Source organism: Pseudomonas sp. Marseille-P9899 (assembly GCF_903166565.1).
Taxonomy (GTDB): Bacteria; Pseudomonadota; Gammaproteobacteria; order Pseudomonadales; family Pseudomonadaceae; genus Aquipseudomonas; species Aquipseudomonas huaxiensis.
In genome coordinates, this window is sequence record NZ_CAESCG010000003.1 from 146,569 (window position 1) to 169,885 (window position 23,317).

Here is a 23,317-nt window from a genome sequence, read left to right on the forward strand (position 1 = left end):
TTGCTGGCCAGGGCCGCTTCATGACACTACCTATCGTTGAGTCGATCTCACCGCCGCCGTCGGCGTTGCGCGGTTGGGCGTTCTGGTCGGCAATGACCATGCTGGCCTTGCTCGGGGCGGCGATCGTGTTCCTGATCGTCGTATTTCTCCTGGGTGAGGCGCTCCCGCTGATCAGCAAGGGAGGCTTCACCCGGTTCTTCACCGACGAAGGCTGGTGGCCGAGGGATGCCAGTTTCAATATGACGCCGATGGTCCTGGCCAGCCTCTACCTGACGGTCGGGGCGCTGCTGGTGGCGACGCCGTTGAGCCTGGCGATATCGCTGGTCACCACGTTCAAGGCACCCACCGGGCTGGCGCGGTTGATGCGCAATCTGGTGGAGCTCAGTGCGGCTGTGCCGACGGTGGTCTACGGCCTCTGGGGCGTGAGTGCCATCGTGCCGACCATCAACCTGTGGAGCCCTCCGGGAGCCAGCCTGCTGGCGGGTGTTCTGGTGGTGGCCCTGATGATCATCCCGACCATTACCGTCCTGACCCAGTCAGCCCTCCAGACGGTCCCGGTCGCCTATGTACAGGGCGCTGCAGCACTGGGTGTTTCCGAGAATCAGACCCTGCTGCGCATTGTCGTGCCGGCGGCGAGGCAAGGCATTTTCTCCGCCATGGTGCTCGGCGCGGCCAGGGCCATTGGGGAAACCATGGTGGTCCTGATGGTCTGCGGCAATATCGTGCAGGTCCCCACTTCGTTGTTCGAGCCCGTTCGGGCGCTAACGGCCAACATCGCGCTGGAGATGCCCTACGCCATGGGCGATCACCGGGCCTCGCTGTTCGTGGCTGGCTTGCTGATGTTGCTGCTGGTCAGCGTGCTGGTGGCTGCTGGCGAATGGGTTGGCCGGCGTCAGCGGGAGATGGGCGTATGAAGCGGATCTGCTTGGCCCAACTCAAGGAGTTGGCCTGGACGGCATTGCTCTACGGCCTGGCCCTCGGGGCGATCGCGATGCTGCTGTGGCCGTTGCTCACGGTGTTCGGCAACGGGCTCCAGGTGTTGAGCTGGGAGTTCCTGTCGTCCAGTCCGGTCGATGCCGGTCGTGGCGGCGGTATCGCGCCGATCCTGGTTTCGACGCTGGGCATCGTGTTGGTCAGTCTGGCGGCCGCGTTGCCACTGTCGTTCGGAGTGGCGGTGATGCTGACCGAAGGATTCAAACCCGGTGGCTGGCCTGCAACGGTTGTGCGCTGCAGCCTCGACATCCTGGCCGGCGTACCGTCCGTGGTGTTCGGGCTCTTCGGTCTCAGCCTGTTCTGTCGTCAGTTGGGGTTGGGTTATTCCATCCTGGCCGGTGGCCTGACCCTGGCCTGCATGATCCTTCCGACCCTGGCCCGCTCGCTGGCGTTTTCGCTGGAAGCGGCGGCCACGGCTCATCGCGCGGGTGGTGCGGCACTGGGGTTGTCGCGGCAGGCCGTGCTGTTGCGGGTGATGGTGCCGGTGGCGCTACCGGGGATTTGCGCCGGGATCGTGCTGGCGCTGACCAGGGCCCTGGCCGAAACGGCGGTGTTGCTGTTCACCAGCGGTTACTCGGACCGGATGCCGGAGTCTCTGCTCGACTCGGGGCGGAGCGTCTCGGTGCATATCTACGATCTGGCCACCAACGTACCCGGCGGCACGCCGAACGCCTATGGATCGGCCCTCGCGCTTCTTCTGCTCCTGGCACTGCTGAGTTTCGCAGTGCATGCCCTGACCCGGTGGATGCAGCGGCGCATGACTGGCACAACGACAGGGAGTTACTGACCATGACCAACAAGACCGGGGCGGCAACGCTCGAATCCTCGCTGCGAGCCGTGCCCAGCATCGCTGGCACTGTTACGCACCTGAATACCGCGGCCGAAGGGTATATCGAGATTGAGGACCTGTCGGTGAGCTACGGCAAGCGGGTGGTGGTCGAGAGGGTGAACCTGCGGGTACCTCGAAACTTGGTCACGGCCCTGATCGGTCCTTCCGGCTGCGGCAAGTCCAGCTTGCTGCACTGCCTGAACCGCCTCAACGACCTGGTTCCCGAGTGCTCGGTATCAGGTTCGATCAGCTTCAGCTGGATGGACGGCAAGCGCCTGTTGAAGGACCCGACCCAGTTGCGCCGCCAGGTCGGCATGCTGTTCCAGCGGCCCAACCCGTTTCCCTTCTCCATTCGCAAGAATCTTGAATTCGCGCTGCGGCAGCATGGAATCAAGGCGCGGGACGAGATCGATGCGCGGATCGAGGCGTCGCTCAAGGAAGTGGGCCTCTGGGATGAGGTGCATGATCGCCTCGACGGCCCGGCGCTGGCGCTGTCTGGTGGGCAACAGCAGCGCCTGTGTCTGGCCAGGGCGCTGGTGCTCGGGCCGGAGGTGCTGCTGATGGATGAACCCTGCAGTGCCCTCGACCCTATCTCGACGCAAACCATCGAGGCGCTCATCTCAAGCCTGTCGCAGCGGCGAACCATTGTCTTGGTAACCCACAGCCTGAGTCAGGCCCGCCGGGTTGCCGATCAGGTGGCGGTGTTTTGGAAGGTCGATGGCGTGGGACGGCTGATCGAATGCGGCAAGGCGCGAGAGGTCTTCGAGAGGCCCCGTCACGAGCTGACCCAGGCCTATCTGCAATTTGCCTGAACCGAGCAGTTGGCGTGGCAGGACGCCATGGTACATCGGTTCCATTGTGTGTAAAGCGCGGCGATTTCTACCATGGCCGCATGAACACTATCTCTGCTAAACCCGTGCAATACCCGACCGCGAGAGTTAAAACGCTCCCGCTCCATGTCCATGATGTGCTCAAGCATGCGGCAAGGGTGCACGCCGCAGTGAAAGTAACTTCCATCGCTCTCGATGGCGTCGTCCAACGTCAGACCTACGCGGATCTGGCCGATACCGCTCGTGATTGCGCCGCGCAACTCCATGCCCTCGGGTTCCAGCCAGGCGATGCGCTCGTCAGCTTTGGCCTGAGCTCGCTCGATCAGATGGCCTGGCTTTACGGGGCACTCGACCAAGGCGTGGTCACCCACCTGCTCAACCCCCAGCATCGCCCCGAAGACCTGGGACTCTTCCTTCAACAGATCCGTCCGAAGCTGGTGCTGCATGACACCGCTACGGCCGGCGCGGTTCAGGCGTTTCAGGGGCTGCTGCCAGGATCTGCGGTTCGCGCGATGACCCATCGAAACGCCGAGGGGGCGGTGGGCCATGTGGCGGCACAGTTTCCGGAGGACAGCCTTTCCCACGTCTGTTACTCGTCCGGCACCACCGGCACGCCGAAGGTCGTCGAGTACACGCACCGCTCGACGCTGCTGCACACCTGGGCTTGCGCATTGCCGGACGCGATGGGACTGACCGGCGCCGACCGGGTCATGCCACTGATGCAAAACTTCCATGCCAGCGCCTGGGGCGCTCCGTTCGTGTGCCCGATGGTGGGCGCCGAGCTGATCCTGGTTCCGCCAACCCGTGATCCGGCTCAATGGTTCCAGTGGATCGAAGAGCATCAGGTCACCGTGTTGGGTGCGGTGTCGGCTCATTGGCTGGCGCTTGCTCGCTACATGCAGGCGACCGGGCAGCGTTTCAGCACCCTTCGCCGGACCGTTGTCGGCGGAACCCGCCTGCCGTTCGAGGTGGCGTACTTCATTCAGGAGCGATTGGGCGTCGAGGTGTGTCACGCCTGGGGCATGACCGAGACCTCGCCGCTGGCCACCATTGAACGGTTCGATAGCAGCGCGACGGCCCTGGGACATGGCCAGCCGGTATTCGGCATCGAGTTGGCGGTGCGAGGTGACGATGCGGAATGCGTGGCCGAGGGTGCCGGCGAGCTCATGGTGCGGGGGCACTGGGTCGCCGTCGGTGCCGCGCAGGACGATTGGCTGGCGACCGGCGACTTCGCGACCCTTCAGGCCGATGCGCGGCTCGATGTCAGCGATCGGCTGAGCGACTCGCTGCTGGTCGGTGGCGCTCCCCTCAGTTCCGCCTTGGTCGAACACCGGGCCAGACAGGTGCCGGGCGTCGCGGATGCGGCGCTGGTGATCTGCGAGCCAGGCAGCGGTCGCAGCGTTCTGGCCTGGGTCGCGGCGCCCGATGCCGAGCCCGACAACGTTGTTGCCGAACTGCAGGCGGTCCTGGCGCAAGCCTTCGAGGGCTGGTGCCCGACCCGGTGCACCGTCGTGGATGCGTTCCCCTACACCGCCTCGGCGAAGGTCCAGAAACACCTCCTCAAAACACAAATCGCTCCCCAGAACGAAAGCGATGTTGCCCCAACCCTTCCTTCACGTGCTGATGCCTGACTCATGACGCAAATATCGAAAACCGCAGCGGTAGATTCTGTTCATACGAGCGGGCTGAAGAGCTCGCTGCCCCTGGAACGGTACGTGACCTGGGTGGTGGACCATCGGCGGTGGGTTATCGCCATCGTGCTGGCGCTGTCGGCGTTCTTTGCGTTCTTTGCCGCCAAGCAGCAGGTCATCATCAATCCGGCTGCCGTGGTGCCGCAGAGCCACCCGTACATCAAGGCGACCAACACCATCGAGAAGATCTTCGGCTCGAAGTACCTGGTGGTGATCGGTCTGACCCCGACCCAGGGCGACGCGCTGCAGCCCCAGGTGCTGGAGGCGATGAAGCGCATTACCGACAAGCTCTATGCGGCGCCGTCGGTCACCAAGCAGACGCTGCTCAGCCTGTCCTCGCGGCAGGCCAAGAGCATTCGCGGCAACGCCGACGGTTTCGAGGCCAGACCGCTGTTGGGTGACCAGTTGCCGTCCAGCACGGCGCAGATCGAAGAGCTGAAGGCGGCGATCAACGCCAACCCGGTGTACCGGGATACGGTGATCTCCAGTGACTGGCGCACCGCGACGATCATGCTGGAGCTCAAGGAGAACCCCAACGGCTTCGGTGCGATGCTGTCCGATGTCCACCAGATCCTGAGCCAGGAGAACACGCCGGGCATCGAGATCTCCCTGAGCGGCAACCCGGTGTTCCTGCACCAGGCTGAAGTCTTCGCCGACCGGATCAATTGGCTGTTCCCGATTGCGGTACTGGTTATCGGCCTGCTGCACTACGAAGCATTCCGGACTCGCCAGGGACTGATCCTGCCGCTGGTGACGGCGCTGCTGTCGGTAGTCTGGGGAGTGGGGATCATGGGTTTGATGAAGGTCCCGATGGACATCTTCAACTCGCCGACGCCGATCCTGATCCTCGCCGTGGCGGCGGGACACGCGGTGCAGTTACTCAAGCGCTACTACGAACGCTTCATCGAGCTGGTGAACGGTCAGCAGATGGACCCTGTGGTGGCCAACCGGCTGGCGACGATCCAGTCGCTGGCGGCGGTGGGCCCGGTACTGGTCATCGCTGGCGGTGTGGCGGCCCTCGGGTTCTTTTCGCTGGTGGTGTTCGAACTGGAAACCGTGCGGGCATTCGGCATCTTCACCGGCATCGGCATCCTGGCGGCCGTGTTGCTGGAATTCACCTTTACCCCGGCAGTGCGGGCCGGCCTCAAGCCGCCATCGGCGGCGCAGATCGATACCGAGACCAAACCTCGGATCTGGGATCGCCTCAGCGCACGCATCGCTCACCTGGTGGTGACCCCGCGCAGCCGGCACTGGATTCTCGGCGGTTTCGTGGTGTTGATTGTCGTGGCGGTCGCTGGCTGGCCGCTGGTGCATGTGGATAACTCCAGCAAGAGCTTCTTCTCGGATTCGCTGCCCCTGCAGCGTGATGACAACCTGCTGAACAGCCAGACCGGCGGGACCAACGTGCTCTATGTGATGGTCGATACCGGTGAAGCGGACGGGGTGAAGGACCCTCGGGTACTGGATGCGATCCGCTACCTGCAGGCGGACGCGGCAAAGCGCCCGATCGTGGGTAAGACGCTGTCCATCGACGACTTCCTCCAGCGCATGCACGAAGCGGCGTCGGGCGACACGGGCGCTGTGACGCCACTTCCCGATGACCGCGAGCTGATTGCCCAGTACTTGTTCCTCTACTCGATGTCAGGGAATCCGGAGGACTTCTCGGCCCACGTCGATTACGAGTACCGGCGGGCAAAGATCGCGATCATGTTGCGCACCAACAGCAACGCCGAGATCGATCACCTGGTGAACGAACTGCGCCAGGTCGCGAGCGAGCATTTCCCCGGCAATGTCACCGTGTCGTTCGGCGGTGAGGTCGCGCAGACCCTGGCGGTCACCGATGTGATGGTGCACAGCAAGCTGCTCAACATCGCCCAGATCCTCGGGGTGATCTTCGCGGTGTCGGTGATCGCGTTCCGCTCGGTGATCGCCGGCCTGCTGGTGCTGTCGCCGCTGCTGGTGGTGCTGTCGCTGGTGTTCGGCGTCATGGGCTACTTCGGCGTGCCGCTGAACATCCCCAACTCGCTGATTTCGGCCATGGCGGTTGGTATCGGCGCCGACTACGCGATCTACCTCATCTACCGCATCAGCGAATACACGGCCCAGGGCAAGGCGTTGCCCGAGGCCGTGGAAATGGCGATGAAAACCGCCGGCAAGGCCTGCCTGTTCGTCGCCACCGCCGTGGCCGGGGGTTATGCCGTCCTCATGTTCTCCTACGACTACAAGGTTCATATGTGGCTTTCTACCTTTATCGTGCTGGCGATGCTGGCGAGCGTTCTCGCAACCCTGACCCTGATCCCGAGCGCCATCCTGGCCTTCAAGCCCGGCTTCATCTTCCAGCGCCGCTCCGGTGACCGTGGCGCCGTGCTGCTGATCATCCTGGCGGCAATCGGCTTCCTGACGTATTCGCAGGTCGGCTGGTCTGCGGAACTGGAGGCGAAAGAGATCATGGAGCGCAACGCGGCGGTGACCCGCTTCAGCACCTCCAAGGCCGATGCCGAGTTCGTGCTGCAGACCAAGGACGGCAGCCAGCGGACCCGCAAGTCCAACATGGCCTCGAAGCTTCAGGACAACGGGCAGGACACCATGCGCCTGGTGCGCTTCGAGGCACCTGCGGATATTCGTGGAACCACCACCTTGCTGGTCGAGCGGACTGCCCAGGACGACGAGATGTGGGTCTACCTGCCGGCAATGAAGCGAGTGCGCCGTCTGGTGGCTTCGAACAAGAAGGACAGCTTCATCGGCACCGACTTCAGCTACGGCGACGTGATGGGCCACAAGGTCAGCGACTGGAAGCACACCCTGGTCAGACAGGAGACCCGTGACGGCGTCGAACACTACGTCATCGAGTCGCTGCCCGCCGAGGACAGCGTGCGCACCAACTCTGGCTACGCGAAGCGCCTGACCTGGATTCGCAAGGACAACTTCGCGACCACCTATGTGGAAGCGGCCGATGTCAGCGGGGCGCCGTACAAGCAGTTTTCCTTCAGCGATATCCAGCTGGTGGATGCCACCAATGGCAAGTGGCAGCCGATGAAGACCGAGGGCAAGAACCTGCAGAGCGGTCATACCACCACCATCACCTTCTCCAACTTCAAGGTGGGTGAGGCGCTGAGCGACAGCCTCTTCTCGGCGAACAACATGGCTTCGCGCTAAGGAGAGGACATGAGCGGGTCTTTTTCCCCCGGCTGGTGGGCTGGCGCGGTCGTGCCCCTGGTTTTCTCGGTGGGCGCCGTCGCCGACGTGCCTGAAGTCACTGGCGAAGTCGCGGCAGGGGTTTGGTCATCGAACCGGATGCTGGATGACCGCCACACGATTTCCTCCAATCGCGCCAAGCTCAAACTGGACTGGCAAGCCAGCGAGAGTCTGAGCTTGAGCAGCGAGGTCTGGGCCCTGTCGTCCCCTGAGCGGCTGGATGGCAGGCGGGAAGATGCCGGGGTCAACGAGTTGTATGTGAAAAGCAGCGAAACCCTGTGCGCTCCGGCACTGGGCAAGAAACTGGTGATGTGGGGCCGGGCCGACGGGATCAATCCCACCGACCAGGTATCCCCCAGCAACTACAGACGCCTGACCCCGGAGACCACGGATCAGCGCACCGGCAACTGGGGGCTGCACCTGGACTGCGCCGTCGGTGCCGGAAAGCTGCAGGTCCATGTGCTCGACCGTTTCCGCTTCAACGAGGTGCCGCTGGAGAAAACGCCTGGCGTGACCTTCCGCGAGCAGGACCCGGATGCCCGCCCTACGGTGGCGGTGAAGTACGACGTACTGGGTTCGGATGCGGACTGGTCGATCAGCGTGATCGATGGTCACGACCTGTTTCCCACCTTCGCGGTGCGCAGTGCCACGCCTGCCGGCGTGACCCTCGGCCAGCATGCGACCCGCATGCGGATGGTCGGCGGCGACTTCACGATCGTTCGCGGCGAAATGACTTACCGGGGAGAAATTGCCTGGGTGGACTTCGAACAGTCGTCTGATCCGGCGGTAGCGCGCCGGCAGCCCTACACCTCGGCGATCGGCGGCGCCGAGTGGTACATCGGAGATCGCGAGACCGTTTCCCTGCAAGGCTTCTGGCGGCATTTGCGCTCGGTATCGAGCATCGCCAACAATCCCCTGATGGCCCAGGTGCAGGCGGCTCAGGCCCTGATCAGCAACGAACTGGATCGGGACCAGTACGGACTGACGCTGCGCTATGCCAGGCCACTGTTCGACTCGAAGGCCGACCTGGACCTGTTCGCCGTGTGGACCGAACCCCGCAATGACTGGATGCTCCGGGGCCGCCTGAAGTACGCAATCACCGATTCATGGCGGGTCAGCACCGGCTTCGACATTTTTCGGGGGCCGCAGGATTCATTCCTGGGGCACCTGCGAACGAACTCGCTGACGTTCGTGGAGGCGAGCTATCTCTGGTGAAGCCTGATGGGTGCGCGAGAAATATCCGGTTGTCCATATATTTGAATTGGCATATATTCGGATTTCCAGATATTTCAGCCGCCCGGTGGGCGGCCTCCAGGAGGCTACATGCCGGAAGCCCTGACTCCCCCCATCGTTTTCAAATGCCTGGCTGACGACACCCGGGCCCGGATGACCCTGCTGATCGCCCGCGAAGGCGAACTCTGTGTCTGCGAACTTACCCACGCGCTTGAACTGAGCCAGCCGAAGATCTCACGGCATCTGGCCCAGTTGCGCGAGGCTGGAATCCTCATGGATCGGCGCAAAGGCCAGTGGGTGTACTACCGACTGCATCCCGAACTGCCGCAGTGGGTGGACGCGCTGCTGAAGGGCGTGGTCGATGCGAACCAGGAATGGTTGAGCCCCGATGCGCTGCGCCTCGCCGAAATGGGCGAGCGGCCGCAGAGCCCTGCGGCTTGTGCTTGATCCCTCCCTTCGCTGATTGAGTTGTAGTCATGCTGATCGCATTTTTGATTTTCCTGGTGACGATCGTTCTCGTCATCTGGCAGCCCAAAGGCCTGGGCGTGGGCTGGAGCGCCGCACTAGGGGCCGTCGTGGCGCTGCTGGCGGGCGTTGTGAGCCTGTCCGATATCCCCGTGGTCTGGCAGATCGTCTGGAACGCTACCGCTACCTTTATCGCCGTCATCATCATCAGCCTGCTGCTGGATGAGGCGGGCTTCTTCGAGTGGGCGGCATTGCACGTGGCGCGCTGGGGCAAGGGCAGCAGTCGCAAGCTGTTTGCCTTCATCATTCTGCTGGGCGCCGCCGTCTCGGCGTTGTTCGCCAACGACGGTGCGGCACTGATCCTGACTCCTATCGTCATCGCCATGCTGCTGGCCCTGCGCTTTTCCCCGGCGGCGACGCTGGCATTCGTCATGGCAGCAGGCTTTATCGCCGATACCGCGAGCTTGCCGCTGGTGGTGTCCAACCTGGTGAACATCGTCTCTGCCGACTACTTCGGCATCGGTTTCAGCGAGTACGCCTCGGTCATGGTGCCAGTGAACCTGGTCAGCATCGCCGCCACCCTGGGCATGCTGCTGTGGTTCTTCCGCAAGGACCTGCCGCGTACCTACGAACTCGACCAGTTGAAGGCTCCCGAAGCCGCTATCCGCGACAAGGCGACGTTCGTTGCCGGTTGGTGGGTGCTGGCGCTGTTGCTGGTCGGCTTCTTCGCCATCGAGCCGCTGGGCGTTCCGATCAGTGCCATCGCTGCCGCCTGTGCGCTGATCCTCTACCTGATCGCCGCTCGCGGGCATGTGATTTCCACCCGAAAGGTGCTCAAGGAAGCGCCCTGGCAGGTCGTGGTGTTCTCGCTGGGCATGTACCTCGTGGTCTATGGGCTGCGTAACGCTGGCCTCACCGACTACCTGACGCAGATCCTGAATGTCTTCGCCGGCTACGGGATCTGGGGCGCTTCCCTCGGAACGGGGCTGCTCGCCGCTGGCCTGTCGTCGGTCATGAACAACATGCCCACCGTGCTGGTAGGCGCGCTGTCGATCCACTCCGCCGAGGCCACCGGCATCGTGCGCGAGGCCATGATCTACGCCAACGTCATCGGTTGCGACCTCGGCCCGAAAATCACCCCCATCGGCAGCCTGGCCACCTTGCTGTGGCTGCACGTGCTGGCCCGCAAGAACATCGTCATCACCTGGGGCTACTACTTCCGCACCGGCATCGTCCTGACGCTGCCGATCCTGCTTGCCACCCTGGCCGCATTGGCCATCCGCCTGAGCTTTTGAACCGGAGATACCTGATGAAAGTCTTGTTCATGTGCACCCACAACAGCTGCCGCAGCATCCTGTCCGAGGCGCTGTTCAATCACCTGGCCCCCGAGGGCATGGAAGCTGTGAGCTCGGGCAGCTTCCCCAGCGGCAAGGTCAATGAGCGGGCACTGAAGACCCTGGAAGCCGCCGGTATCTCCACCGCTGGCCTTTCGAGCAAGGCCTCGGACGCCTTCGAGAGCTCTCCTCCCGACATCGTCGTCACCGTGTGCGACCGCGCTGCCGGCGAAGCCTGCCCGATCTTCTTCGGCCCATCGCTCAAAGCCCACTGGGGCCTGGCCGACCCTTCGGCAGTCAGCGGGAGCGAGGCGGAGATCGAAGAAGCCTTCCAGACCACGCTGGCGAAGATCGATGAGCGCGTGCGCGCCTTCATTGCGCTGCCTTTCCCGCAACTGAGCCAGGACCAGCTGAAAGCCGAGCTTGCTCGCATCGGCGCGCTGTAGGACCTGGATCAATGGAGACCGAAATGAACGACCATCTACCAAACGTCCAGCCAGAACTGCTTGATCTGCCGTCGCTGGAGCGGCTGGAACCTAAGGATCCTTCCACGCATAAACCGCGCATCCTGCTGCTGTACGGATCGACCCGCGAGCGCTCGTTCAGCCGCTTGATGGTCCAGGAGGCTGCACGCCTGCTGGAAGAGTTCGGCGCCGAAACCCGTATCTTCGATCCTTCCGGCTTGCCGCTGCCGGATGACGCTCCGGACTCCCACGAGAAGGTGCTGGAGCTGCGCGAACTGATGCAATGGTCCGAAGGCCAGGTGTGGTGCTCGCCCGAGCGTCATGGCTCGATGAGCGCCGTGTTCAAGGCGCAGATTGACTGGGTACCGCTGGCCATGGGCGCCGTTCGCCCCACCCAGGGCAAGACCCTTGCTGTGCTGCAGGTCTGCGGTGGTTCGCAGTCGTTCAACGTGGTGAACCAATTGCGCGTGCTGGGCCGCTGGATGCGGATGTTCACCATCCCCAACCAGTCCTCGGTACCCAAGGCATTCCTGGAGTTCGACGATGCCGGGCGGATGAAACCGTCCTCCTTCTACGATCGCCTGGTCGATGTGATGGAAGAGCTGATCAAGTTCACCCTGCTGCTGCGCGATCGCCAGGATTACCTGGTGGACCGCTACTCCGAGCGCAAGGAGTCGGCGGAAGAGCTGTCCAAGCGAGTCAATCTGCGGTCCATTTGAGGTCATGAGCATGTCGCATCCCTACTCGATGAAATCGCTGCCCCATGCCCCGGGTGCGCTGATTTTCACACCCTGCCCGGGTACCCAGGCCAGCGATCTCGCTGAAAGCCTGGAGACGCTGAAGCAGGCTGGCGCCGTGGCGCTGGTGACACTGATGTCGGATACAGAACTTCAGGAAAACGGCGTTGCCGAGCTTGGCGTCGCGGCCAGGCAGCATGGCTTGGAGTGGTACCAGCTGCCGATCGAGGATGATCAGGCTCCTGATCAAAGCTTCGAGGCTCGGTTGGGAGAGATTCGCCACCAGTTGGACGCTTTGCTCGCTTCCAACAAGGCCTTGGCAATCCACTGCAAGGGCGGCTCCGGCCGCACCGGGCTGTTCGCTGCTCGTCTGCTGATCGAATCCGGAATGCCGCGCCGCGAGGCGATCGCATGGGTGCATGAGCTGCGCCCACGTGCGATTCAGAAGCCGGCGCACATCAACTACATCAACCTGTTCGGCGAAGGCTGAGCGCTGCAGCCAGGCAGGAGAAACCATGGCCACCGAAGGCGAACTACTCGATGTCATCGTGATTGGCGGCGGGCAGTCCGCGCTGACGGTGGCCTATTTTCTCAAGCGGGCCAAGCTGTCGTTCCTGCTGTTCGACGCCGAAGAGGCTGCGGGCGGAGCGTGGCGCCATGGCTGGGACTCGCTGACGCTGTTCTCGCCCTCCGCATGGAGTTCGATCGCAGGCTGGCCGATGCCGCCAGTCACCGAAGGTAATCCCGATAGGGATCACGTGGTCAGCTATCTGGAGCAGTACGAGGCACGTTACGGGTTTCCTATCGTTCGCCCCGTCAGCGTCACGGCGGTGGAGCGAACCGGGCGTGGCCTTCGTGTTCGCTCGAAGGACCGCGACTGGGAAGCCCGTGCCGTCATCAGCGCGACGGGGACCTGGAGCAAGCCCTATGTTCCGGCCTATCCGGGGATAGAGCTGTTCCAAGGGCAGCAGATTCACTCCGCCCATTACCAGTCGCCAGAGGCTTTCCAAGGAAAGCGTGTGCTGGTCGTTGGTGGTGGCAACTCGGGGGCGCAAATCTATGCGGAGTTATCCGAGGTCGCCGACGCAACGTGGGTTACCACGGAGGAGCCGGCGTTTCTGCCAGATGACGTTGATGGGCGGGTGCTGTTCGAACGCGCTACCGAGCGCCTCAAGGCTCAACAGGAAGGCCGTGTTATCGACGCACCGGTCGGCGGGCTTGGCGATATCGTCATGGTGCCCTCGGTGGTTCGTGCTCGCGAGCGCGGGGCTCTTCTTGCTGTAAGGCCTTTCGCTTCATTCACGCCGGATGGGGTCGCTTGGCCCAACGGTGAGAAAACTCAGGTCGATGCCGTGATCTGGTGTACCGGCTTCCGGCCGGCGCTGGATCACTTGCAGGCGCTGGGCATGCTGGATGACAACGGCAGGGTCGAGGTGGACGGTTCGCGTTCTATTCGTGAGCCTCGCCTCTGGCTGGTCGGATATGGCGACTGGACCGGCCTGGCCTCGGCGACGCTGATCGGCGTCACCCGTACCGCGCGCAGCACCGTCAACGAAGTAGTCGAATACCTGAACAGCTTGGAGCAGCCGGATGCGTAGCGGAATCGAGATTCGTGTTGCCAGATCAGAGGATGTAGAAGAGATCCAGGCTATCTACGCGCCCATCGTGCTCAACACGGCCATCTCATTCGAAGAGGCAGTGCCGAGCGTGGAGCAAATGCGGGAGAGGATCGCCACGACGCTGCAAACCTACCCGTATCTGGTGGCGGTGCAGAAGGGACGGGTAGTCGGCTATGCCTACGCCAGTCAGCACCGGGCGCGTGCGGCGTATCGCTGGGCGGTGGATGTGACGGTGTATGTCGCCGAGGGCCAGCGCCGCAGTGGGGTTGGTCGGCAGCTTTATGACGTGCTGCTGCGGGTTCTGAAGTGTCTGGGCTATCGCTCGGCGTATGCCGGCATTGCCTTGCCGAATGAAGGGAGTGTCGGGCTGCATGAGCGACTCGGTTTCCAGCACATCGGGACGTTTCCCCAGGTCGGGTTCAAGCTCGATGCTTGGCATGACGTGGGGTACTGGAGGTTTGATCTGGGGGGCGACGGTCTTAGTCCTGCTGATCCCGCGCGCGTTCAAGCAATCTGCTGAAGCGCGGCGTCATGCTTGCGGTGGGCGAATTTAGACGCTTCAGATGTAACTTGCTGTTGGTCCATTTCTGCGATGGCCTCAGAAAGTGACTGCTTCATAGAGGGTTATCCGGTTACTGATCCTTCTGCTTAGCTCCGAATCTGATAGGCCGTGATGGTTGCTCGTAGGTTCTGTTCCAGCTCCGGAAACGACCACGATCTTTTTAGCCCGCCCCAGCCCGAAAGAAGCGGGCAAGGTCCTGACGCCTTGTTCGTGAAGCCGACCTGCGTAGAGCTAGAGGGCATGGGCACGCTCGCACCTCTCAGCTCAGGTCAGTAAGCCGGGGTTTGTCAGGTCCTTCAGACTCCCTTCAGATTCGACGCAGATACTCACCCCCGTCGAGCCCAATCGGGGGGAGTTTCATGACCCAGCTTGAATGGAGCAGCCTGCTCCCATTGTCTGTCGGCAGTCATGCCGAGCATCACGCACAGCTATCCCTTCACCTTCCTCACGACAGCGGTCGCGGGGAACTGGAGCAGTTCATCCATCAGTGTTTCGCCAGCATGCACCAGGCCGATGTCCAGCACTATCTGCCGGAACTGCTGGCCCTGCATGACCGCAACGGGAGGATGATCGCAGCGGCCGGGGTACGTCCGGCCCAGACCGGTCCGCTGTTTCTGGAACGTTATCTGGACGAACCCCTCGAGGTTGCGGTTTCGCGACTGGCAGGCGGTCCGCTGGGGCGTGATTGCCTGGTCGAGGTGGGTAACCTGGCGTCGCTGAGCGCCGGCAGTGCCCGGATCATCATCATCGTGGTTACCTGGTTGCTGGCCATTCGCGGCCTGAAATGGGTGGCCTTCACCGGTGCAGCTTCCTTGATCAACAGCTTCCAGCGCCTGGGGCTGCAGCCCAGCTTACTGGCGGTGGCCGATCCTGAGCGCCTGGACGGCGAGCAGGACCAGTGGGGGACCTACTACGCCCAGCGTCCCCAGGTCTTTGCCGGCAACATCGGCTACGGCTTCGAGGCCTTGACCCAGGCCGGGGTATTCCAGCGCCTTGGCTTGCCGGCGCTCTCCCAGGGGACCGGTCATGCCGCATGAACTGGAACGTTTTCAGCAGGTACTGACGATCAATGCCCGTGACCGGGGGGACGCCATCGCAATACAGGGGGCCAGTCGGCGCTTGAGCTGGATGGAGCTGTTCGTCGAGATCAAGGGGCGTGCCCAGGTCTTGCGCCAGCAGGCCCCGGGCGCCCTGGTTCTGGCCATGGACAACGGCCCCGAGGCGTTGCTTTGGGATCTGGCAGCGCTGTTCGCCGAGCGGCCGTGCGTGTTCATTCCGTCGTTTTTCAGTGCTGCTCAGTTCGAACACTGCCTGCAGCAGAGCGGTGCCACGCTGGCGTTGGCCGAAGCGCAATGGAGCGATCACTTCGCCGAGCAGGGTTTCAACCAGCAGGACGGATTCTGGCGACGGGCCGTCGCGGCGCCGGTGGCGCTGCCCGGCGGCACGGCGAAGATCACCTACACCTCCGGTAGCACTGGCCGACCCAAAGGTGTGTGCCTGAGTGCCGACACCCTGCTGCGGGTGGCTCGGGAACTGGAAACGGCCAGTCGGGCAACCGCTCCCCAGCGCTACCTGGCGGTACTGCCGCTGGGGGTGCTGCTGGAAAACCTCGGCGTCTATGCCGCGTTGATGGCCGGTGCCTGCGTGCTGCTCTATCCGCAGGCGCAACTGGGCATCGGCGGTGCCAGCCAGGTGGATTTCAAGCGTCTGCTCGGTGCCGTTGCCCTGAGCGGTGCGCACAGCCTGATTCTGGTGCCGCAACTGTTGATGGGGCTGGTGACTGCCATTGAGCGCGGACTGATGCCGGTCGGCCCTCTACGCTTCGTCGCCGTTGGTGGTGCCCGGGTTTCCCCTGACCTGTTGGCCCGCGCCGAAGCTGTCGGCCTGCCGGTATTCGAGGGCTATGGCTTGTCCGAGTGCGCGTCGGTGGTGGCCTTGAACCGGCCAGGCGCCGTGCGGCCTGGGAGCGTCGGCAAGCCGTTGCCGCACGTGCAGGTCCGCATCGCCGAGGACGGCGAAGTCATGGTGGCCGGATCGACCCTGCTGGGTTACCTGGAGGAGCCAGTATTCCATGGACAGTGGTGGGCTACCGGCGATCTTGGCTACTTCGACGAGCAGGGCTACCTGTACCTGAACGGACGCAAGAAGCACCAGTTCATCACCAGCTTTGGACGCAACGTCAACCCTGAATGGGTGGAAGCCGAACTGACCCAGGGCGGAGTCCTGGCCCAGGCCTTCGTCCATGGCGAGGGCCTGCCGCGCAACAGTGCCTTGCTCTGGCCGCTCGACCCGAATGCCAGTGACGACACCATCGAGCAGGCCGTTCAGCAGTGCAACGCACGCTTGCCGGATTACGCCAGGGTACATGCCTGGCGGCGCCTGCCAATGCCCCTCGATAGCCGTGATGAAACCCTGACTGCCAATGGTCGTCCGCGCCGCGAGGCGATCCTGAAGCGTTACCACACCCTGTTATCCGACATTCCGTTGTGAGGTTCACCATGTCCTTTTTCGACACCCTGCAAATGCAAACCGCCCAGGAACGCCAGGCGCTATTCGCCGTTCCGGTGATCCGCGAGGCGCTGGCCGGCCAGGTCAGCCTGGACAGCTACATCGCGTTCCTGAGCCAGGCCTACCACCATGTCCGCCACACCGTGCCACTGATGATGGCCTGCGGCGCACGCCTGCCATCGCGCCTGGAGTGGCTGCGCGGCGCGGTCTGCGAATACATCGAGGAGGAGTACGGCCACGAGCAGTGGATTCTCAACGACATCAAGGCCTGTGGCGGCGACTGGGAGGGCGTGCGGGACGGCCGGCCGGCATTGCCCATCGAACTGATGGTGGCTTACCTCTACGACCTCATCGCCCGTGGCAATCCGGTCGGGCTGTTCGGCATGGTCAACGTGCTCGAGGGAACCAGCATCGCCCTGGCAACCCAGGCGGCCGGCACCATCCAGAGCACCCTGGAGCTGCCGGACAAGGCTTTCAGCTACCTCAGTTCCCACGGCGCCCTGGACCAGGACCACATGGTCACCTATCGCAATCTGATGGATCGCCTGGACGACCAGGCAGACCAGCAGGCCGTGATCCATGCCGCCAAGGTGGTGTACCGCCTGTACACCGGGATGTTCGAGAGCCTGCCACGGGTGGGGCAGTCTGAGGTGCGCCATGCGCTTGTCTGATTCCGTGGTGATCCTGACCGGCGCCAGTGGTGGCATCGGCCTTGAACTGGCCGAGCAACTCTGTGCCGCCGGCGCCAGGGTCCTGGCGGTCAGCCGGCAGATGGGCGAACTGAGCAGTCTGTTGAAGCGCTACCCGCAGCGGCTGTATTGGCAGAGCGCCGACCTGCGCACTGCCGAAGGCCGTGAGCTGGTAGTTGGTCGGGCCCGGGAAATCGGCGGGGTCAACGTGCTGATCAATGCCGCAGGTGTCAATCGCTTCGCTTTGCTCGACCAGTTGGACGAGCATGCGCTCGACGAGTTGCTGGATATCAACCTTAAGGCGCCGCTGCAATTGACCCGAGCTTGCCTGCCCTTGTTACGAGCGCAGGCTCGGGCACTGGTGGTCAACGTCGGCTCGACCTACGGCTCGATCGGCTATCCGGGGTACGCCACTTACTGCGCCAGCAAGTTTGCCCTGCGCGGATTTTCCGAAGCACTGCGCCGGGAACTGGCGGATACCAACGTTGATGTGTTGTACGCCGCACCCAGGGCCACGCGCACGAGCATGAACAGCAGCGCCGCTATCGCCCTTAATCAGGCCCTCAAGGTCGGTATGGACGATCCAGCGGACGTTGCTAGGGCGGTGCTCGAAGCCGTGCAGTCCGAGCGCAGCGAGCTTTACCTGGGCTGGCCGGAAAAGCTCTTCGTACGCCTTAACGGCATGCTGCCGGGGGTGGTCGATCGAGCGCTGCGCAAGCAATTACCCTTGATCCGCCGGCACATTGGCAGTCACTCCAAGGAGTCGATCAAATGAAACGTCTTTTCGTAGCCTGCCTGCTGGCATTCAGCCCCCTGACCTGGGCGCTGGACCAGGCTGGCCTGCAGCACCTGGGTGAGTTGCAGCAACGCTGGGCACAGATCCAGTACCAGACACCCAAGGACCAGCGTGCCGATGCCTTCGAGAAACTGGCCGGTGATGCCGCCAGCTTCGTTCAGCAATATCCCGGCAAGGCCGAGCCGCTGATCTGGGACGGCATCATCAATAGCAGCTGGGCGGGGGCTATCGGTGGGTTGGGCGCACTGGGCAAGGTCAAGGCGGCGAAGGCCAGCCTTGAGCAGGCCCTGAAACTGGATGCCAATGCGCTGCAGGGCTCGGCCTACACTAGCCTGGGCACCCTGTACGACCAGGTGCCCGGCTGGCCGATCGGCTTCGGTGACAGCGACAAGGCCGAGACGTTGTTGCGCAAGGCGTTGCAGATCAACCCCAACGGTTTCGACAGCAATTACTTCTGGGCCGATCATCTGTTCCGGCAAAAACGCTATGGCGAAGCCCGTCTGGCGCTGGAGAAAGCCTTGCAGGCACCGCCGCGACCGGGGCGTGAACTGGCCGACCAGGGCAGGCGTAGTGATATCGATGCTTTACTCAAGGCGATCAAGGACAAACAGGACTGACTATGCGGCTGCTGCTGGTTGAGGACGATACCGCGCTGGGCGAGGGGATCTGCGATGGTCTGCGCCAGGAGGGCTATACCCTCGACTGGTTACGCGACGGTGTGAGCGGATTGCATGCGTTGCAGCATGAGGCCTTTGACCTGGCGATCCTCGATCTGGGGCTGCCGCGCCTGGATGGCATCGAACTGCTGAGGCGGGTGAGGGCCGGCGGTGACAGCCTGCCGGTGCTCATTCTCACCGCCCGGGATGCTACCGAAGACCGCATCACCGGCCTCGATGCCGGAGCAGACGATTACCTGGTCAAACCCTTCGATCTTAACGAACTCAAAGCCCGCCTGCGTGCCTTGCTGCGACGCAGTGCGGGGCGGGCCAAGGTGCTGATCGAACACGCTGGCGTCAGCCTTGACCCAGCCACCCAGCAAGTGCACTACAACGGCGAGCCCGTGGTACTCACGCCCAAGGAATACGTGTTGCTACACGAACTGCTGGCCCAGCCGGGCAAGGTCTTCACCCGCGAGCGCCTGACCCAACTGCTCTATGGCTGGGACGAAGAACCGGAAAGCAACACGCTGGAAGTGAACATCTATCACCTGCGCAAAAAACTGTTCAACGGCCTGATCCGCACCGTGCGTGGTATCGGCTATCTGGTCGAGGGCAAGGCATGAGCTCGCTGCGCCAGAGGACGCTATGGCGGGGGATGCTTTTGCTGGTGCTGGGGACCAGCCTGTTGGCGCTGTACAACTACCACGACAGCCGCCGCGAAATCACCGAAGTCTATGATGCCCATCTTGCGCAGAATGCCCGCCTGCTAGAGGGCGTAATGAGCATACCGGTGCAGGACGGTAGCCGTGAGGAGCTGTACCGGGCCTTCAACGACGCCTTGGGCAAAGCTGGACGGCATAGGGTTGGCCATCCCTATGAAAGCAAGCTGGCCTTTCAGGTCTGGGATGATACCGGCAAGCTGTTGGTTCACACCCCCAGCGCCCCGGCCCTGGGGGCGCTTCCAGTCTCTTCGGGCTTTGCCGACTTTCCGGTTAATGGTGAACAGTGGCGTGGTTTCGTCCTCCCCGTGCTGCAACGGCATTGGGTCATCTGGGTCGGCGAACGCGAGGATGTCCGATACGACCTGATCGACCGGATTGTCCGCCACACCTTGTTTCCTTTCCTGGTCGGTAGCCTTGCCCTGGCCCTGCTGGTCTGGGCCGCGATCGGGTGGGGGCTGCAACCCTTGCAGAACATGGCCAATGTCATACGCGCCCGGCATGCCGACTCCCTGGAGCCGTTGCAATTGGTGCCATTGCCATCGGAGCTGGAGCCCATGCAGGCGGCGATCAATCGTCTACTGGCGCAGATCGAAGACCTGTTGCGTCGCGAGCATCGCTTCATCGCCGACGCAGCCCATGAGATGCGCACCCCACTGGCGATCCTGCGCCTGCATGCGCAGAACGCCCAGGCGGCCACCACCGAGGACGAGCGGCATAAAGCTCTGACTTTCCTGATCGGCGGCGTCGATCGCCTGGCTCGGGTGGTCAACCAGCTGTTGACCCTGGCCCGCCTGGAGCCGCGCCTGGGACAACGTGCGAGCCCCCCGGTCGATCTTGCGCAGGTGGTCACCGATACGCTGGCGGAGTTGACCCCCTGGATTCTCGACCGTGGCCTGGAACCGTCGCTGGACATCGGCGAGGGTGATCACCATCTGGCTGTCGATCCCGGCGTGCTGGGCATCGCCTTGCAGAACCTGGTGGCGAACGCGGTGGAGCACTCGCCGGCGGGAGGGCGTGTCACGGTGTCGCTCAGGCAGTTGGACGGTGAGGCCGTGTTAACCGTCGAAGACGAAGGTCCGGGTATCGACGAGGCCAGCCTGTCGCGGGTCTTCGAGCGCTTCTACAGCCGGAACAGCCCCAATGGCGCCGGCCTCGGACTCTCTATCGTCGCCACCATCGTTGAGCGCATGGGGGGGCAGGTGCGGCTTGAAAACCGATCGGGCGGCGGACTTGCCGCGACCCTGTCGATCCCGCTCGAGCGCACGGTCGCTACGGACTTCAGACTTCCTTAAGCTTCAGATGGCACCTTGGCATCGTCTGTTCCACTCCGAGGGGCCAAGGATATGAAGCACGAATCAAGCACTGACCGTTACGGTCGCCTGTCCATCATCATGCACTGGAGCATGGTGATCCTGTTCATTGGAACATATGCCTGTATCGAGTTGCGTGGTGCCCTGCCCAAAGGGCATGCCCTGAAGGGACCACTGCTGGGCGTCCATGGTCTGCTGGGCCTGGCAGTCTTCGCGCTGGTCTGGGTTCGCCTGCTGGGCCGTCTGCCTCCCCGTCCGCCGATACGGCCGCAACCACCGGCTTGGCAGAACGCGGTGGCGAAACTTATGCACCTGGCGCTGTATGGCCTGATGATCGTTACGCCTTTGTTGGCCTGGCTAATGTTGAGCGCCGCAGGCAAACCGCTACCGTACTGGGATATCTCGCTGCCATCGCTGATCGCTCTCGATCCCGCCTTGGCCCGGCAACTCAAGGGATGGCATGAATGGTTGGGTAGCGCTGGTTATTGGCTGATCGGCATGCATGCGCTGGCTGGTCTTGTTCACCACTACTGGTTCAAGGACAACACCCTCAGGCGCATGCTGCCTGGTCGTTGAGCGAAGGAGCATGCCTTGTGGCAACTGCCGCTGCATGCCTTGTTCTACATCAATCCCGCCTTTGCACTGAATAGAATAATGATCTCGACGGCGTCTGCCGATCGGGCCACAAAACCCTGGCGTGCGTTGCCCATCAACCTGTTGTAGCTATTCGGGAACTCATCATGTGGTTTAGACAAATACGGATTGGCCTGCGCTCGACCTTGGCATTTTCGTCGTTAGGGCTTCTGTTGATCGTGCTGGGGCTTATCTCGCTCTATCAGATGAACCAGATGGATGGCCACAGCGACGAGGTCAATGACAACTGGTTGCCATCGATCATGACGGTCAACGACATGAGTGCGGCCAGTTCGCGCATTCGCGCCATGACCTTGCGCTATGCGCTGGTGGAGGGGAGTGCCAGGGACAGTACCTTGGCTAGCCTGGAAAAGGCCGAACGCGACCTGGAAACGAGCGAGCGCCTTTATGAATCGCTGATTTCGTCCAAGGAAGAACGTGCCCTGTACGAGACTTACAAATCCGCCAAAGCACTCTATATGGAGCAGTCCAGGTTGACCGTTTCACTCAGTCGCTCCGGCGATCTGGAGGCGACCCGCAAGTTGGTGGCGCAGAAGCTCGGCGACTATGCCGAAAACGTTGCCAGGGCTCTAGACGAATTGACCCGGGTCAACGACGAAGGCGCCAAACGCGCTGCAGCCGCCAGCGATACCGCGTTCAACGACTCGATGAAGATGGTGATCTTCATCATGCTGGTGGCCGTGCTGTTGACCGCCGCGCTTGCCATGACTTTCACCCGAAGCCTGGTCCTCCCCCTCGCGCAAGCGGTGGAACAAGCCCGGGTAGTGGCGTCCGGCGATCTGACCCGACATGTCGAGATCGTGGGTAAGGACGAGCCGGCACAGTTGCTGAGTGCCCTGCAGGACATGCAGGTTAGCCTGCGTGGCACCATCCAGCATATTGCCGACTCCGCCAACCAGTTGGCCTCTGCCTCCGAACAGTTGCATTCGGTCACCGAGGACTCGACCCGTGGCCTGCACCAACAGAATGCGGAAATCGAGCAGGCAGCCACCGCTGTGAACGAGATGACCAGCGCCGTCGAGGAGGTGGCGCGCAATGCCGTGAGCACCTCGGAAGCCTCGCGCCAGGCCGACCAGACGTCACGCAATGGTCGTGAGCAGGTTGGCCAGACGGTAAGTTCCATTGTTCGGCTGGCCGAGGACGTCACGCAGACTTCCGGCAGTGTCGAGCATCTGGCCAATCATGTACGTGACATCAGCCAGGTGCTCTCGGTCATTCGTGCCATTGCCGAACAGACCAATCTGTTGGCGCTCAACGCTGCTATCGAAGCGGCTCGCGCCGGAGAGCAGGGACGCGGCTTTGCGGTGGTGGCCGATGAGGTAAGGGCACTGGCGCACCGTACCCAGCAATCGACCCAGGAAATTGAACAGATGATAGCGGCCATCGACCAAGGCACCAGTCAGGCCGTGGCGGCGATGCGTACCAGTTGTGAGCGGGTCGATTTCACCTTGGAAGTGGCCCGTGCGGCGGGTATGGCACTTGACGAGATTGCCCAGTCGATTTCCGCCATCAACGAGCGCAACCTGGTGATAGCCAGCGCCTCGGAAGAACAGGCCAATGTCGCCCGTGAGGTTGATCGCAACCTGCTGAATATCCGTGACCTGTCGCAGCAAAGCTCAGCAGGTGCCGATCAGACCAGTGCTGCGAGCCAGGAGCTGTCGCGGTTGGCGGTCGATCTGAATGGTGTGGTGCAGCGCTTTCAACTGTGAAGGTTGAGCAAGCGAATTAGCCATACGGGCCACTAGCGGCTTTTCCCGGGAGCTGTTTTGGGGCGAGTCCACAGTTTCGGACACAGATGAGTAGGAGATGTAACCACCTCATACAGCGGAGTCCTAGTCGATTGAGTACCTGCCGGGGTGGCATAGTCATGCATCTACCGGAGCACAGCGCTATTCAGGGTTTCCAGGATGGTAGACGCTTGGCTCAGGAAAACGAACCGGGTATATGGATGCAATGCTCACGCAACGCAGATTATCCCATCACGCTGGTATGGGGGCTGACGAATTCTAGCGTCTACCCATGAGTTG

The 23,317-nt window shown here is 62.7% G+C and carries 22 protein-coding genes and 1 pseudogene; all 23 read left to right on the plus strand.

Going from position 1 to position 23,317, the window contains the following annotated elements; translation table 11 throughout:
- Nucleotides 1–20 precede the first annotated feature (20 nt).
- The 23 genes and pseudogenes from pstC to HWV67_RS32135 all read left to right on the plus strand — a co-directional run bounded on the left by pstC (nt 21) and on the right by HWV67_RS32135 (nt 22,999).
- Entirely contained in the window at nt 21–914 is an 894-nt protein-coding gene (pstC, locus tag HWV67_RS16550) for a phosphate ABC transporter permease subunit PstC (RefSeq protein ID WP_218585609.1), read from the plus strand.
- A complete protein-coding gene (gene pstA, locus HWV67_RS16555; protein ID WP_110969603.1) occupies nt 911–1,780 on the plus strand; it encodes a phosphate ABC transporter permease PstA in 870 nt (289 codons plus the stop codon). Before pstC ends, pstA begins: the two co-directional genes overlap by 4 nt.
- A gap of 2 nt (nt 1,781–1,782) precedes the next feature.
- Nucleotides 1,783–2,634: a phosphate ABC transporter ATP-binding protein gene (locus HWV67_RS16560; protein ID WP_175652036.1), complete on the plus strand. Its 852-nt coding sequence runs from the start codon at nt 1,783–1,785 to the stop codon at nt 2,632–2,634.
- Nucleotides 2,635–2,714: 80 nt separating this feature from the next.
- On the plus strand, nt 2,715–4,283 hold the full coding sequence (locus tag HWV67_RS16565) for an AMP-binding protein (protein WP_175652037.1): 1,569 nt from the start codon (nt 2,715–2,717) through the stop codon (nt 4,281–4,283).
- 84 nt (nt 4,284–4,367) lie between these two features.
- A complete protein-coding gene (locus tag HWV67_RS16570; RefSeq protein WP_175652038.1) occupies nt 4,368–7,499 on the plus strand; it encodes an outer membrane lipoprotein-sorting protein in 3,132 nt (1,043 codons plus the stop codon).
- 9 nt (nt 7,500–7,508) lie between these two features.
- On the plus strand, nt 7,509–8,753 hold the full coding sequence (locus HWV67_RS16575) for a hypothetical protein (protein WP_175652039.1): 1,245 nt from the start codon (nt 7,509–7,511) through the stop codon (nt 8,751–8,753).
- Nucleotides 8,754–8,861: 108 nt separating this feature from the next.
- A complete protein-coding gene (locus HWV67_RS16580) occupies nt 8,862–9,218 on the plus strand; it encodes a metalloregulator ArsR/SmtB family transcription factor (RefSeq protein ID WP_110969608.1) in 357 nt (118 codons plus the stop codon).
- A 29-nt stretch (nt 9,219–9,247) separates the two neighbouring features.
- The gene (locus tag HWV67_RS16585; RefSeq protein WP_175652040.1) at nt 9,248–10,531 is read left to right on the plus strand and encodes an arsenic transporter; all 1,284 of its coding nucleotides are present in this window, start codon (nt 9,248–9,250) and stop codon (nt 10,529–10,531) included.
- 14 nt (nt 10,532–10,545) lie between these two features.
- Nucleotides 10,546–11,016 carry an arsenate reductase ArsC gene (locus HWV67_RS16590; protein WP_175652041.1) on the plus strand — a complete coding sequence of 157 codons (471 nt, stop codon included), beginning with the start codon at nt 10,546–10,548 and terminating at the stop codon, nt 11,014–11,016.
- A gap of 23 nt (nt 11,017–11,039) precedes the next feature.
- Nucleotides 11,040–11,753: an arsenical resistance protein ArsH gene (gene arsH, locus HWV67_RS16595; protein ID WP_110969611.1), complete on the plus strand. Its 714-nt coding sequence runs from the start codon at nt 11,040–11,042 to the stop codon at nt 11,751–11,753.
- A 4-nt stretch (nt 11,754–11,757) separates the two neighbouring features.
- Nucleotides 11,758–12,261, plus strand: coding sequence for a phosphatase domain-containing putative toxin (locus HWV67_RS16600; RefSeq protein WP_110969612.1), 504 nt, complete (start codon nt 11,758–11,760; stop codon nt 12,259–12,261).
- 25 nt (nt 12,262–12,286) lie between these two features.
- The gene (locus tag HWV67_RS16605; RefSeq protein ID WP_110969613.1) at nt 12,287–13,369 is read left to right on the plus strand and encodes an ArsO family NAD(P)H-dependent flavin-containing monooxygenase; all 1,083 of its coding nucleotides are present in this window, start codon (nt 12,287–12,289) and stop codon (nt 13,367–13,369) included.
- Nucleotides 13,362–13,910, plus strand: a complete 549-nt coding sequence (locus tag HWV67_RS16610; RefSeq protein WP_110969614.1) for an arsinothricin resistance N-acetyltransferase ArsN1 family B — start codon at nt 13,362–13,364, stop codon at nt 13,908–13,910. Before HWV67_RS16605 ends, HWV67_RS16610 begins: the two co-directional genes overlap by 8 nt.
- 401 nt (nt 13,911–14,311) lie before the next feature.
- On the plus strand, nt 14,312–14,989 hold the full coding sequence (locus HWV67_RS16615; RefSeq protein ID WP_110969615.1) for a thermostable hemolysin: 678 nt from the start codon (nt 14,312–14,314) through the stop codon (nt 14,987–14,989).
- Complete coding sequence (locus HWV67_RS16620) at nt 14,979–16,442, plus strand: AMP-binding protein (RefSeq protein ID WP_110969616.1); 1,464 nt, start codon at nt 14,979–14,981, stop codon at nt 16,440–16,442. Before HWV67_RS16615 ends, HWV67_RS16620 begins: the two co-directional genes overlap by 11 nt.
- A gap of 8 nt (nt 16,443–16,450) precedes the next feature.
- Complete coding sequence (locus tag HWV67_RS16625; RefSeq protein WP_175652042.1) at nt 16,451–17,131, plus strand: TenA family transcriptional regulator; 681 nt, start codon at nt 16,451–16,453, stop codon at nt 17,129–17,131.
- Nucleotides 17,118–17,924 (plus strand): SDR family oxidoreductase, encoded by an 807-nt coding sequence (locus HWV67_RS16630; protein ID WP_110969618.1) that lies wholly within the window; start codon nt 17,118–17,120, stop codon nt 17,922–17,924. Before HWV67_RS16625 ends, HWV67_RS16630 begins: the two co-directional genes overlap by 14 nt.
- A complete protein-coding gene (locus HWV67_RS16635; protein ID WP_175652043.1) occupies nt 17,921–18,562 on the plus strand; it encodes a tetratricopeptide repeat protein in 642 nt (213 codons plus the stop codon). Before HWV67_RS16630 ends, HWV67_RS16635 begins: the two co-directional genes overlap by 4 nt.
- A gap of 2 nt (nt 18,563–18,564) precedes the next feature.
- Nucleotides 18,565–19,227 (plus strand): response regulator, encoded by a 663-nt coding sequence (locus tag HWV67_RS16640; RefSeq protein WP_110969620.1) that lies wholly within the window; start codon nt 18,565–18,567, stop codon nt 19,225–19,227.
- Nucleotides 19,224–20,618, plus strand: a complete 1,395-nt coding sequence (locus HWV67_RS16645) for a sensor histidine kinase (RefSeq protein WP_175652044.1) — start codon at nt 19,224–19,226, stop codon at nt 20,616–20,618. The genes HWV67_RS16640 and HWV67_RS16645 overlap by 4 nt, the downstream gene beginning before the upstream one ends.
- Nucleotides 20,619–20,669: 51 nt before the next feature.
- The gene (locus HWV67_RS16650; protein WP_175652045.1) at nt 20,670–21,212 is read left to right on the plus strand and encodes a cytochrome b; all 543 of its coding nucleotides are present in this window, start codon (nt 20,670–20,672) and stop codon (nt 21,210–21,212) included.
- A gap of 164 nt (nt 21,213–21,376) precedes the next feature.
- Nucleotides 21,377–22,141, plus strand: a pseudogene (locus HWV67_RS32130) (MCP four helix bundle domain-containing protein); the annotation flags it as partial.
- Nucleotides 22,136–22,999 (plus strand): methyl-accepting chemotaxis protein, encoded by an 864-nt coding sequence (locus HWV67_RS32135; RefSeq protein WP_371929316.1) that lies wholly within the window; start codon nt 22,136–22,138, stop codon nt 22,997–22,999. The pseudogene HWV67_RS32130 and the gene HWV67_RS32135, both read left to right, overlap by 6 nt.
- Nucleotides 23,000–23,317 lie beyond the last annotated feature (318 nt).